Genomic DNA, 13,529 nt, shown 5'->3' on the forward strand with positions numbered 1-13,529 from the left:
CCGATGCGCCCCGCCTCGCCCAGCACAGCGGCCAAGTTTCGTGATGCCGCCTTCCTGCTCCCGGTAGCGGGATTCTTCCTGCTGCTGCCGCCCGTCATCGATCTGTTCACGGCACGGGTGAGCCTTTTCGGCATTCCGCTGATCGTTGCCTATATCTTTGGACTCTGGTCCGCGCTGATCACGATTGCCTTCTGGTTCTCCAACAGACTCCATGATCCGGAACCGCACGCGCCCGTGCCTCCGGATACATCCTCCCCGGGGCGCTGATGCTCTCCCCGAACCTGATATTCCTGACCTCGCTCGCCTATGTGGCGCTGCTCTTCATGGTCGCCTTCCTCGGCGACCGACAGGCGCGCTCCGGGAAGGCCTCCTGGATCCAGTCGCCGGTGGTCTACACCCTCTCAATCTCGGTCTATTGCACCTCCTGGACCTTCTACGGCGCCGTCGGCTCGGCGGTCCGCAACGGGCTCGAATTCGCCACCATCTATCTCGGCCCGACGCTGGTGTTCATTGGCTGGTGGTTCCTGTTGCGCAAGCTGGTCCGGATCGGCCACATGCACCGGATCACATCCATTGCCGACCTGATTTCCTCGCGCTACGGCAAGAGCACCAGCCTTGCCGTTCTGGTGACCCTGATCGCGGTGATCGGAACCACGCCCTATATCGCCCTGCAGCTGAAGGCGGTGACCACTAGCATCCAGGTCATTGTCGCCTCCGATCCGGGCAATCTAGCAAACCCGCCAAGCAGCGACCCAGCCAACGAAATGGCCTTCTGGATCGCCGCCGGCATGGCGCTCTTCACGATCATTTTCGGCACCCGGACAATCGACGCGAACGAACGTCATCACGGCGTCGTCGCCGCCATCGCGCTGGAAGCACTGGTCAAGCTCTTCGCGCTGATCGCGGTCGGGCTGTTCGTGGTCTTTGCGCTGGCGGACGGGCCGGCCGACATCTTCAGCCGGGACGCCGCGCGCATCCTGCAGACCGAAGACATGTTCGACGCGCGGTGGATTGCGCTCACCTTCCTGTCCGGAATCGCCATCATCTGCCTGCCGCGCCAGTTCCAGGTCACGGTCGTGGAGAATACCGGCGAGGATCAGCTCCGCATGGCGTCCTGGCTGTTCCCGCTCTACCTGCTGCTGATGAGCCTGTTCGTGCTGCCGATTGCCATCGGCGGCCTGACCGTTCTGCCCGAGGGCTCCAACCCGGACATGTTCGTGCTCACCCTGCCGATGTCGGTCGATCAGGATTTCCTGGTGCTGCTGGCTTTCCTCGGCGGGTTTTCCTCGGCGACATCGATGGTCATCGTCGCCTCCATCGCACTGTCGACCATGATCTCGAACCATATCGTCATGCCGATCGCGCTCCGCACACCGTGGACGTCGATCGAGCGCAGCGGCGATGTCCGCCGCCTGCTGCTGATCAGCCGTCGTATCAGCATCGGCGTCATCCTGCTGCTCGGTTATCTCTATTTCCGGCTCAGCGGCAAGTCGGATGCGCTGGCCGCCATCGGCCTGATCGCCTTTGCCGGTGTCGCCCAGTTCCTGCCTTCCCTGCTCGGCGGCATCTACTGGAAACGGGCGACCGCCAGCGGCGCCAAACTCGGTCTGCTGGCTGGTTTTCTGCTCTGGGGCTACACCCTGTTCCTGCCGAGCTTCGAGGGCGATCTGCTGCTCTCGGCCAGCACCATCGAGCACGGCCCCTGGGGCCTCGAGCTGTTCCGCCCGCAAGCTCTCTTCGGCCTGACCGGCCAGGACCCGCTGGTCCATGCCATGTTCTGGAGCCTCGCGACTAATACAGTTCTCTTCATCGGCGGCTCCCTGCTGTTCGAGCCGAAACCACTGGAGCGTCTTCAGGGCACGCTGTTCGTCGACGTGTTCCGCACGCCGGCGGGCGATGAGCACCGCTTCATCCAGCGCTCCGCCTCGGCGGAGGATCTGTTCATCCTTGCTCAGCGAATTCTCGGATCAACCGAAGCCCAGCGCGTGTTCCGCGAGTTCGCCGAGGGGCAGGGGCTGGAGGGCGATTTCCCGCAACCGACCGATGCCTTCATCGCGCATCTGGAGCGGCGTCTGGCCGGCTCCATCGGGGCCGCCTCTGCCCGGGCGATGATCTCGCGCATCGTCAGCGGCGAAACCATCAGCCTCGACGAGCTGATGCGGATTGCCGACGAGACCGCGCAACTGATGGAATACAGCCAGGAGGTGGAGAAGAAATCGCTCGAGCTCGAAGCCACCGCGCGCGAGCTCCGGCGGGCCAACCAGCGGCTTACCCTGCTGGATGCGCAGAAGGACGATTTCCTCAGCCAGGTCAGCCACGAGGTCCGCACGCCGATGACCTCGATCCGCTCCTTCTCGGAAATTCTGCTGGAAACCCGCGACCTGTCGAGCCCGCAGAGCCAGAGATTCCTTTCCATCATCCACGAGGAAAGCCTCCGCCTGACCCGGCTGCTGGACGAGATCCTGGACATGAACCTGATGGATCGGGGAGAGGCCTCCTGGAACCTGCACGAACTCGACGCAGCCGTGCCGCTCATCCGGGCCATCGAGTCCTGCCGCGGGCTGGCGCAATCCACCGGCAGCGCAATCCTGCTGGACGAACCACTTCGCTCGGCACTGGTTGATGCGGACCCGGATCGTCTGCAGCAGGTGGTCATCAACATCCTGACAAACGCCATCAAGCACAACACGTCACCGAAACCGGAAGTACGGATCTCCGGCAAGCTGATCAACGACCAGTACGAGATCGAAATTTCCGACAACGGTCCCGGGATACCGAGCCATCTGCGGCCATTCATTTTCGAGAAATTCCAGCGCGGCGCGGCCCAGTCCTCGACCGGCGGCATCGGTCTTGGTCTTGCCATCAGCAAGGAAATAATGAAGCGCCTCGGCGGCACTCTGGCACTGATCGACGACCGGCGGATCGGGACATGCTTCCGCATCACCCTGCCGGCAAAACGGGTACCTCCGCAGCAGCAGGAACGCGAAGCCGGCTAAGCCTGCAGAACCATTTTCGGTTCCGCGGGTTCCGCGCTCGGGCGGTCGGCACGCTCTACACGATTTCGCCCCAGATCCTTCGCCCGGTAAAGCGCCTGGTCGGCGGCGCTGTACATCTCGCTCCAGCCTGCCCCTGCCTCTGCTCCCGTAATGCCGACGGAGATCGTCACACCACCGGCGGAGATGGGCGTCTCCAATGGGCCGACGTCGAAATGCGTCACGTCGATCAGCCGGCGCAACCGTTCCGCCGCGACACTTGCACCGTCGACATCCGTACTTGGCAGGATTACCGCAAATTCCTCGCCACCAAACCGGTACACAGTGCCGCCATCGACCAGATCCATGTTCCCGACATCGTGGTGAATCTCACGTGCTAAGAGCGTCAGAATCGCGTCTCCCACCGCATGTCCATAGCGGTCGTTCACCTTCTTGAAGTGGTCGACATCTATAAGCAGAAGGCTGAAGCCTGCGCCGTCGCGCTCAAGACGCCGGAAGCCGAGCTCAATGTCGTCCTGCAAGGCACGGCGATTCTTCAGGCCGGTCAGCTGATCGGTTCTGGTCTGGTCCTTCAGCAACGACAAAAGCTCGAAAAGCCGCGCCCGGAACCGCAGAAAGGACAGCCCGAAATATCCCGAAAAGATCGCTACGAAAGAGAGGCCCAAATACGCCCGGTCCGGGATCTGGCCCTGCCGCGCGATCAGAAAGGCCACTACTGTCACGACCAGCCCCACCCAAATCTCACGACGGGAGAAGGCGAGGGTCATCACGGCAATCAGTGCGACGGGAAGATAGAAAGCCACGTTATGTGGCTCCACCGCGTGCGACAAGGTCGCGATCCGCAACACCAGAAACAGCAGACCAACCTTGAACGCATGGCGCAGTGTCGGATCGTAGCGGCGCATGCTCAGCCAGTACCCGATAGCAAGAGCCGTCAATGAAACCCTGATAGCCTGCAACCAGAGCGGCACACTCAGGAACCAGTCGGAATTCAGTATGAGTTCCATGCAGCCGAGAATGGACGCCGCGGCGAACAGCCCGCGCACGTAACTGAAATACTCTTGACTGTACCGGGAGCTACCCTCGTCAGTGGCGATTGGTTTCTCGTCCATAGGCATCTCTAGCACGCCAAACGCAACATCGGGTCTCTCTGCAAATGACCGTTCTCGGGGGGCCCCGCTCCGCCATCTGCTCATTCTGGCAAAAGAGCAGGTCACGCGATCAATCTGGACTATCCATAGGACACAGTAAAAAGCAATTAGGTCAGATTGTAGCCCAAGGCTTTCAGGCAAAGAATAAGGACCGAGGGAAAATCGCAGCATTCCGCACGGTGCCCGGCTTTCGGTCTGAGGGGATCCAACCGTTGCGAATCGCCTTGGCGCTGCCCCATATCCCGGGAAAGGGCGCCTCCTTAACTCTTTCGTGACGAATTTGATTAAAGATTGGCTCAGAGACCAAAGAAAATTTGGAGTAGCCCAATGTTTCTGAGTGTCATCCTCACGGTTTTCTTAATCGGGTTGCCTCTGCAAACAGCTCAAGCTTCTCCCGAAGGAGATGCTTCAAACTCCAGCAAAAACCTGATCGATAGCGCTCTCATAGACGAGCTCCGCGACGGCGGGTTTATCCTCTATATCCGGCACGCTGCGACAGATCACGATATTGCGGATAGCGATCGTGAAAACCTGGCAAACTGCGAAACCCAGAGACCGCTCTCCGAACTGGGCCGCGAACAATCGCGCAAGATTGGCGAATCCTTCGTAAAGCTCCGCATTCCGGTCGCAAAAATTATCGCCAGCCCGTACTGCCGGGCAAAACACACCGCAATCCTTGCCTTCGGGCGGGCCGAACTGAACCATGACCTCAAATTCTCACTCGGATCAGGAAGCGACGAATCCGAACGGCATGCCGATGTTCTGCGCGCCCTGCTGGCCGAGGAACCGGCTACCGGCACAAACACGGTCATCGCAGGCCACACTGCCAATCTGCGCGAAGCGTCCGGCGTCTGGCCCAAACCAGAGGGCGTTACCGTTGTTTTCGAACCGGACGGGGCCGGGTCCTTCCGCTACCGCACAGCAATCCACCCAGACAGCTGGCCGCTCACGGCCGCTCAACAGTAGGACGTCCTGTGATATCAAAAAAACAGCGCGGCCGGCGGTTTCGATTGGGATTGAAGACCTGGGTTTTTGTCGCCCCGATCATCACCGTGCTGATCTTCGCCGGGTTCTTGATCGTCGTTCTCCAGACCAACAGTGCGGAAAGGCGGGCGCTGGAGCGGATTCAGACGACCGCCATTTCCCGGCTCGGCCAAGTGACATCGCTCGGCGAAAGCGTTGCCGCCGTCCACCTTGAGATGCAGAGCGTCCTCGGCCGGGCCGTTGAGCTTGATGAGGGCGAACTCTACGATCTGGCGCGCCCTCATATGAACCGGCTCCACGACATCAAGGAGGAGCTGAAAAGCGTTCTGAGCACGCTGGACCCACAAACCCTCGATGGCCGACTGTTCGGACAGCTCGCGCAGAATTTAGAGACATTCCACGAGGACTACATCTCAGCCGTTCTGATGACCTCGGTGAATTTGGGTGTCCATGCAGAGCAGATGCGGCGCACGAACGAACGATACCAGGAGGTCTTCCACACCCTGGGCGAGCTGACGAATGTGAATTTGCAGGACAATTCGGATGCCTCCGAGGCCTACACCGCTTTTGACCGGCGCCTGACACAAACACTTCTCGCCGGTCTGGCACTCAGCGTTCCACTGTCGCTGCTAATCTCATGGTTCATAAACCGCCTGATGTCGCGGGACCTGATCGGCGCCATAAGGGCCATGGGCAATCTGGCAAAAGGCCAGCCGTCTGAATTCCTTCCGGACCAGAACAGGACCGACGAGATTGGGGAGCTGGGACGCGCGATCTCCTATTTCGAGGATATTCTGGACCAGCTTCGGCAAGAGGTTTCAGAGAGAGAACGAAGCGAGACCCAATACAAAGGACTTTTCGACAGCGCCGGAGACGCGATTTTCGTCTTTGAGAACCGCAGATACACCGCCTTGAACAAGAAGGCCGAGGAAATGTTCGGTCTCGAGAGCGCACAAGTCATCGGCAAGCCTCTTGGCAGGCTCTCTGGCAGCGTTCATGGCACACAAGAAAGATCCGTCGAAATCCTGAACGAGATTTTTGACGAAGCCCGCAAGGGAGTTCCGCAGGTCGTCCAATGGCGCGGCAGAAAGCTGGATGGCACCGAATTTCCGACGGAACTCACCGTGACAGCCTTCGAGGGCCCCGACCAAACAGAGATCGCGCAATTCATGGTCCGGGACATCAGCGAGAAAATCGAGGCTGACAGGCTCAAGGAAAACATGACCGCCGAACTTGAGCGGATGGTGTCAGAACGCACGGAGGACCTGCAACGTGAAATTGTCGTCCGTCACCAAGCCGAAAAGGCGCTTGAAATCGAACGAAAGACTCTGGAAGCCGTCGTTGACTACGCGCCGATCGGCATGATTCTGCTCGATACTGAAAACCGCGTTCGCCTCACCAACAACTGGATCAGGAAGGCGCATCAGTTTCCGGACGAGATCTGCACTCCAGGCACGCCCTATATCGAGATTTTGAAGCACATTCACACCAGCAAGAGGAATCTGCAGCGCGACCCGAAGAAGTTGGAGGAAATTCTGTCCGAACGGACCGCTCTTCTCGAGCGACGCGAAAACAATGTGTTTGAGGACATTTTGCCCGACGGGTCCTATCACAAGGTCGAGCGCCGCTTTGTCGACGACGTCGGGTGCATTGTGACCAATACCGACATCACGGATCTGAAGAGCGCCCAGAACGAGTTGGTACGTCAGGAAAAAATGGCGGCGCTTGGTGCGCTTGTCGCCGGTGTCGCGCACGAAGTGAACACACCGCTCGGGATTTGTGTCACCGCCGCGAGCCACGTGGCGGATATCGCCCGGGAGTTCAACAGCGAGATCCAGAGTCCGGAAGGCCGGTTAACCCGTGGACTGGCGATCGAACGCCTTTCAAATATCGGCAACGGGCTCGAAATCGTGGAGCGAAACCTCAATCGAGCCGCCGAGCTCATCAAGAACTTCAAGCTCGTCGCGGTGGACCAGACCGCTGATGACGCCCGGGAGATCGAACTGGGGACCTATGTTGAAAGTACGATTCAAAGCCTTTCAGCCGAGACCAAGCGGCGGGGTCTCACAATCAAAATCGCGGAGCCGGCCGAAGGCCTCAACCGGCTTACCTTCCCTGGTGCTATCGCACAGATCCTGACCAACCTCATCATGAACGCCGGAATTCATGCCTACGATTCAAACGGCGGCGAAATCGAAATAGAGGTCGAGAGACTGCAGAGCGGGGCCGATCGGATTTCAGTTCGCGATTTCGGCAAGGGAATGGACGAGGAGACCCGCACCCAGATTTTCGACCCGTTCTTTACCACCCGGCGCGCCAACGGCGGCACCGGGCTCGGGATGCATATTGTTTTCAATCTGGTGACACAGCGTCTGGGCGGAAAGATCAATTGCCGCAGCAAGCCCGGAGAAGGCACGGAGATCGAGGTTATTCTGCCTTGAGACCGTCGCGCACGTTCAGGGAAATCACAGATCGTCATGGAGGGCGCGGCAGCACTTCCATTGCCGCAGCGAGCAGGGCGACTATCTTAACCGTTCCCTCTTCGCCGGACGAGGAGTCCGTACTTGGATGATGTGAACAAATTGCGGGACGAAGAGGGTAGGCTGCTCGCGCTGCAACGCTACCAGATCCTCGAAACCTGCGAAGAAGATGCGTTCGAGCATGTCGTAAACCTCGTCCAGAGTATTCTGGACGTGCCTATGTGCGCAGTCTCTCTTGTCGAGCGCCAGCGCCAATGGTTCAAGGCGAAACGCGGCCTCGAAATCAGCGAAACGCCCCGCGATGTATCCTTCTGCGCCCAGGCCATCAAAGATCGGAATCCGCTCGTTATCCAAGATGCAACATGCGATCCGCGCTTTTCCGAGAACCCGCTGGTGACCGGCGAGCCTCATATTCGCAGCTATGCGGGAATCCCTCTGAGAACCCCGGATGGATATAATATCGGCAGCCTTTGTGCGATCGACACCAAGCCGCGGCTGTTCACACCATTCGAGGTCTCGATACTCGACCAGTTTGCAAAAATTGTCGTCGGCGAACTGGAACTCAGACAGATTGCTTCGAGCGACCATCTCAGTGGAGCCATGTCACGTGGCGCCTGGATGGAAGGCGCCAGCCGCGAGTTGGAACGTGCCAAACGCTACAACCGGCCACTGTCGCTCACCTTGTTTGATCTGGACCGCTTCAAGGAAGTGAACGATAGCTTCGGTCACCCGGCAGGCGACGAGGTCATCAGAACATTTGCAACCCTGTGCACATCTGAATCCAGAGACCTTGACCTTTTCGGCCGGATCGGCGGAGAGGAATTCGCGTTGTTGATGCCGGAAACCGATTTTGATCTTGCGGAGCAAGTCGCAGAACGCTGCCGGAACGCTCTTGAAACCACGCCCGTCGCAATCGGGGATCACACGCTTCGCGTGACGACCAGCGCCGGTCTGGCCTCTTTTCGTGAACGGGATTCCTTGAAATCTCTCATCGCACGGGCAGATTCCGCGCTGTTCTCCGCCAAAGCCGCCGGGCGCAACCGGTTGGCCATAGCAGCCAAGGACAGCTTCGGAGATGACAGCAAAACGGACGTGTCCGGAGACTGATCGCCCCCTCCACCCGAGCACCTGCTGCATCGCTCAACCGGAAACAGTGCGTCGCACCGCATCGCGCCACCCAGCATAAAGACTGTCCCGGACCTCCACACCCATAGCCGGCTCAAAGCGGCGCTCCCGGGCCCACTGTTCGGCCATCCTCGCCGGTGACGGATAATAATCGTGCCTGAGGCCGGCGAGGTAGGCGGCGCCAAGCGCCGTGGTTTCCGGCACGACCGGCCGGTCCACCGGTGCTCCGAGAATGTCGGCGAGAAACTGCATGGTCCAGTCCGAAGCGACCATGCCGCCATCGACCCTGAGCACGGTATCCCCGCCCTCGACACTCCAGTCGCTCCGCATCGCCTCCAGCAGATCCCGGGTCTGGTAGCCGACACTTTCAAGCGCCGCCCGGGCGAAGTCGGCAGGCCCGGAGGCCCGGGTCAGCCCGTAGAGCGCGCCGCGCGCCTCCGCGTCCCAGTAGGGAGCACCGAGGCCGGTGAACGCGGGAACGAGATAGACTCGGTGCGCCGCATCCGCCTGCTCCGCCAGTGTCGCGCTCTCGGAGGCATCCGAGATCATCCCCAGCCCGTCCCGCAGCCATTGCACGGCGGCGCCCGCCACGAAGATCGAGCCTTCCAGGGCATAGGTCGGCGCGCCATCAAGTTGATAGGCGATGGTGGTCAGCAGTCGGTTGCTGGACGCCACCGGCTTTCCGCCGGTGTTAAGCAGTGCGAAGCAGCCGGTGCCATAGGTCGATTTCATCATGCCGACCTCGAAGCAGGCCTGACCCACTGTCGCCGCCTGCTGGTCCCCGGCCACGCCGGAGATCGGGATCGGCGCTCCGAACAGATCGGCCTCCGTCACCCCGTAATCCGCCGATGAATCCTTCACCTCCGGGAGCATGAAGGCCGGCACCCCGAGGATCGCCAGAAGCTCCTGGTCCCAGACACCCTTGTTGATGTCATAGAGCAGCGTGCGCGAGGCATTGGTTGCGTCCGTCGCATGGACCTTGCCGCCGGTCAGCCGCCAGATCAGCCAGCTATCCACGGTGCCGAAAGCCAGATGCCCTGCATCCGCCAGTGCCCGCGCGCCCTCCACATTGTCGAGTATCCAGGCGATCTTGGTGCCGCTGAAATAGGGATCGAGCAAGAGGCCCGTCCGGGCCGTGAAGAGCGCTTCGTGACCGGCCTCTTTCAGGCGCGTACAGAATGGTGCGGTGCGCCGGTCCTGCCAGACGATGGCATTGGCGATGGCCTTTCCGGTACGCCGGTCCCAGACCACCGTCGTTTCGCGCTGATTGGTGATGCCGATGGCGGCGATCCGCTCGGCTCCGCCGACCTTCGAGATCGCCTCCCGCGCAGTTTCGACCGTGGTACGCCAGAGGTCCTCCGGATCGTGCTCGACCCAGCCGGATTGCGGAAAATGCTGCGGGAACTCCTGCTGAGACGTTGCGGCAACGCGGGTATTCGCATCAAAAATAATGGCGCGGCTCGAGGTGGTTCCCTGATCGAGCGCGAGAATAAGCCGGTCGGTGCCAGCCTTTGCAGCTGTGTTCATCTGATCCTCCCTCGGGCGACCTCGCCCCGACGCACCAGGCGCCGACAGGACTCAATAGCCCGTCACAGCGGGGGGGTTCCAGCACAAACAAAACCGCGCCGCCCCTCTCGGGACGGCGCGGCTGTAATCAGATCGCGTTTTCTGGGGCGGCGCGTTACTTCGCGACTTTCGCCCGCTCGATCGATTCGAGGATCGTGGTCCGGGCAGATTCAGCGTCGCCCATTTCGATGAACTTCACCCACTTGTCCTGTTCGAGGTCCTTGTAGTGCTCGAAGAAGTGGACGATCTGCTGGATCAGGATTTCCGGCATATCCCGGTAGCTCTTCACCCCGGCATAATAGGGGTGCAGCTTCTCGACCGGCACCGCGATGATCTTCTCATCCATGCCGGCTTCGTCTTCCAGATGCACGACCCCGATCGGGCGGCACGGGATGACAGCGCCCGGAATAACGCCGGAGCCGGTGATGACGAGAATGTCGGCCGGGTCGCCGTCGTCAGAGAGCGTGTTCGGAATGAAACCGTAATTCGCCGGATAGAACATGGCGGTGTGCAGGAACCGGTCGACCATCATCGCGCCGGAATCCTTGTCCAACTCGTACTTCACCGGAACGCCGCCTTGCGGAATTTCAATAACGGCATTTACTTCGTGTGGTGGATTCGGGCCGGTCGAGATCTTACTTACGTCCAAGGGTCTTGCTCCATTCGCACGGGACACCTAGCGAGCAGATCCCCGCACACGGTATTCCCGCCTTTTATCGGATTGGCGACAGAAAACTTTTGCGGCGCAGCATTTGCGGCAATGCGGCGCGAAGGTCAAGTGTCGAATGGACGCAGCTATGGAGAAAACCCGGATGGCGAGCCAGTCAGACGCTATTTCTTGTCGGTTTCGCCATGCTCACCGACATAGCGCGGCTTGGGCTCGCCGCCACCTGGCGCGGAGGCTTCACGAATGGAATTTTCGACCAGTCGCGCGAGATGATCGCGCATGTCACCGGCAATCCTTCCCTCGTTCAAAATCTGCAGAAGGCTCTCGGCTGCCTCGAACTCCAAGGTCAGATTAACAGTGCGCATCGATCAGTTCCCCTTGCCGGTGGATTTTCGACATCCTCGCATGCGGGGGTACGATTTCAACCCCTTGCATTTCCCGGCGTCACATCACGGAGATAATCCGCGATCCCACGCGATTGGTCCCACTGCCGCGGATACCCGAGGGAGACCTCGTGAAACCGGGTGTCGTCGATGACGTCCGTCCGGCGGGTGTGCAGATGGCCGGTGACCACGTCGATGGCACGAAACCTCTGGTGCCAGTCATGCGTAGCCCGCGTCCCGCACCAGGGCACAAACCTCGGCACCCGCGGTATCCAGATCAGATCCTCGCGCAACGGCCAGTGATTGATCAGCACGGTCCGCGCGCCTTCCGGCAAAGCCGCCAGCCGGGCTTCAGTTTCGGCGCAGCGGGCAGCGCACCAGGCGGGCCGGTCATCGAAGGGATCGGGATCGAGCAACACTTCATCCACCGGCACTGCGTGCTTCTCTCGCACCCAGTCCTTCAGGTCAGCAAGCGGAACATCCTCGGGGCGGAAGCTGTAATCGTAGAGCAGGAAAAGCGGCGCAATGAAGACCGACTCTCCATCCAGATCCACCGGCCATCTGGGATAAGGATCTTCCGGTGTGACAACACCGGCCGCCCGCGCCAGCTCGACGAGGTGCCGATAGCGCGAGTCCCCGCGCCGGGCGACCCCGCCGGGCCGCTGGTCGGTCCAGAGATCGTGATTTCCAGGCACCCAGATCAGCTTTCCGAACCGCGTGCCGAGCAGGTTAACCGCATCGACGAACACTTCCTCGCGCTCGGCTATATCTCCGGCCAGGATCAGCCAGTCGGCGCCGTGGTCAGGTATTTCGGCGAGCGCGTTTCTGTTCACCTCGGCGGCGAGATGCAGATCGGATATGGCCCAGAGCCGAAGATTTCCGGGCTCAGCCTTCATGCTCGTTCCCCGAACGGCGTGCCTCCATGGCATCGCGGATGGCCGTCCTGCGTCCACCCACCCAGAGCAACGCAAGGCATGCAATCGCGCAGCCGGCAACCAGCGGCCAGTGCAATCCGGCCCAATCCGAAACCCACCCCATGATCAGGGCTCCGATCGCCGGGCCGCCCCGGAAAAGCATGCCGTAGAGTGCGACCACCCGGCCGCGCATATCCTCGTCGACCGCCGCCTGGATCAGGGTCTGCGATCCGGCCCCGTGCGTCACCATCGCGCCACCGGCAACGGCCAGCGCAATCAGCGCCACCCAGAAGTTCGACGTGAGGCTGAATACGAGCAATGCCGCGATCATCGCCCCCACACTGACGATGGAGAGCTGCACCAGCCCCTCCATACCGCCGCGCTGACCGAGATAGATCCCCCCGATCACCGCGCCGATCCCGGTGGCCGTCGCCATCATGGAAAGCCCCTCCGCGCCCCGACCAAAGATTTCTGCGGCGAATCCCGGCAACAGCTCGAACACCGGCCGCATGGCGATGCAGGTGATCAGCATCAGGATCAGCATGGGCCCGATACCGGGATGGGTCAGGGCGTAGCGATACCCGTCGACCATCTGCGCGAAAATTCCCGCGCCGTGTTTCGGCTTTCTGCCATTTATATTCGGCTGGATGATCCACAATGCCACGATGAAGGGCAGATAGCTGATCGCGTTGGCGAGGAAGGCATAGCCCGCGCCATAGCCGACGATGACCACACCGGCGATGGCCGGGCCGACAAAGCGGGCGGCGTTGAAAATCACAGAGTTGATCGCCACCGCCGAGGCCATGTCCTCGCGCCGGACCAGATTGGGGATCATTGCCATCCGGGCCGGCTGCCAGAACGAAACGACAATGCCGGTAAACAGCGCGAGCGAAAACAGCCACCAGATGGTCAGTGCGCCCGACAGGGTAAGTATCGTCAGCGCGGTGGCCTGCACCATGTTGAGACATTGCGCGACCCGGGCAATCCACAGCCGGTCGAGCCGGTCAGCCAAAGTGCCTGCAAGCGGACTCAGGATAACCACCGGGAACAGCTCGGCAAAAGCGATGACGCCGAGCCAGCTCGCGCTCTCGGTCAGCTCCCAGGTTACCCAGCCGACCGCGATCCGCTGCATCCACAAACCGATGACGGTCAGGGAGCTGCCGGCGCAATAAATGGCGTAATCGCGGTTGCGGAACGCCTGACAGAAGCGCGCCGCCGATGTTGAGAGGGACATGATCTGTTTGTAATCCAATGTCCCGGGCTTGG

11 protein-coding genes are annotated in these 13,529 nt (G+C 60.8%); 5 read left to right on the forward strand and 6 right to left on the reverse strand.

From position 1 onward, the window contains the following. The first annotated feature begins 3 nt into the window (after positions 1 to 3). Together VOI22_RS11715 and VOI22_RS11720 are read left to right on the forward strand one after the other, a co-directional pair. Positions 4 to 267 carry a hypothetical protein gene (locus tag VOI22_RS11715; RefSeq protein ID WP_323796664.1) on the forward strand — a complete coding sequence of 88 codons (264 nt, stop codon included), beginning with the start codon at positions 4 to 6 and terminating at the stop codon, positions 265 to 267. Beyond that, positions 267 to 2,996 (forward strand): sensor histidine kinase, encoded by a 2,730-nt coding sequence (locus VOI22_RS11720; protein WP_323796665.1) that lies wholly within the window; start codon positions 267 to 269, stop codon positions 2,994 to 2,996. The genes VOI22_RS11715 and VOI22_RS11720 overlap by 1 nt, the downstream gene beginning before the upstream one ends. Here the strand turns inward: VOI22_RS11720 and VOI22_RS11725 are convergent. Then, positions 2,993 to 4,105 (reverse strand): GGDEF domain-containing protein, encoded by a 1,113-nt coding sequence (locus VOI22_RS11725; protein ID WP_323796666.1) that lies wholly within the window; start codon positions 4,103 to 4,105, stop codon positions 2,993 to 2,995. The two genes, VOI22_RS11720 and VOI22_RS11725, sit on opposite strands and share 4 nt — an antisense overlap. 366 nt (positions 4,106 to 4,471) lie before the next feature. Here VOI22_RS11725 and VOI22_RS11730 point away from each other — a divergent pair, with 366 nt between their 5' ends. The 3 genes from VOI22_RS11730 (at position 4,472) to VOI22_RS11740 (ending at position 8,715) form a co-directional block, all read left to right on the forward strand. Continuing rightward, positions 4,472 to 5,110 (forward strand): histidine phosphatase family protein, encoded by a 639-nt coding sequence (locus tag VOI22_RS11730; protein ID WP_323796667.1) that lies wholly within the window; start codon positions 4,472 to 4,474, stop codon positions 5,108 to 5,110. A 44-nt stretch (positions 5,111 to 5,154) separates the two neighbouring features. Continuing rightward, complete coding sequence (locus VOI22_RS11735; RefSeq protein WP_323796668.1) at positions 5,155 to 7,569, forward strand: ATP-binding protein; 2,415 nt, start codon at positions 5,155 to 5,157, stop codon at positions 7,567 to 7,569. Between the two features lie 132 nt (positions 7,570 to 7,701). Continuing rightward, positions 7,702 to 8,715, forward strand: coding sequence for a sensor domain-containing diguanylate cyclase (locus tag VOI22_RS11740; protein ID WP_323797021.1), 1,014 nt, complete (start codon positions 7,702 to 7,704; stop codon positions 8,713 to 8,715). Positions 8,716 to 8,748: 33 nt separating this feature from the next. On the opposite strand, the gene glpK is transcribed toward VOI22_RS11740, so the two are convergent. The 5 genes from glpK to VOI22_RS11765 form a co-directional block, all read right to left on the reverse strand. Beyond that, entirely contained in the window at positions 8,749 to 10,260 is a 1,512-nt protein-coding gene (glpK, locus tag VOI22_RS11745; protein ID WP_323796669.1) for a glycerol kinase GlpK, read from the reverse strand. Between the two features lie 154 nt (positions 10,261 to 10,414). Continuing rightward, complete coding sequence (gene ppa / locus VOI22_RS11750; RefSeq protein ID WP_323796670.1) at positions 10,415 to 10,948, reverse strand: inorganic diphosphatase; 534 nt, start codon at positions 10,946 to 10,948, stop codon at positions 10,415 to 10,417. Positions 10,949 to 11,130: 182 nt separating this feature from the next. Continuing rightward, positions 11,131 to 11,331: a hypothetical protein gene (locus VOI22_RS11755; RefSeq protein WP_323796671.1), complete on the reverse strand. Its 201-nt coding sequence runs from the start codon at positions 11,329 to 11,331 to the stop codon at positions 11,131 to 11,133. Between the two features lie 56 nt (positions 11,332 to 11,387). After that, positions 11,388 to 12,245, reverse strand: coding sequence for a metallophosphoesterase (locus tag VOI22_RS11760; RefSeq protein WP_323796672.1), 858 nt, complete (start codon positions 12,243 to 12,245; stop codon positions 11,388 to 11,390). Continuing rightward, on the reverse strand, positions 12,235 to 13,497 hold the full coding sequence (locus VOI22_RS11765; RefSeq protein ID WP_323796673.1) for an MFS transporter: 1,263 nt from the start codon (positions 13,495 to 13,497) through the stop codon (positions 12,235 to 12,237). The genes VOI22_RS11760 and VOI22_RS11765 overlap by 11 nt, the downstream gene beginning before the upstream one ends. Positions 13,498 to 13,529: the final 32 nt, after the last annotated feature.

The organism is Nisaea sp., assembly GCF_034670185.1.
Taxonomy (GTDB): domain Bacteria; phylum Pseudomonadota; class Alphaproteobacteria; order Thalassobaculales; family Thalassobaculaceae; genus Nisaea.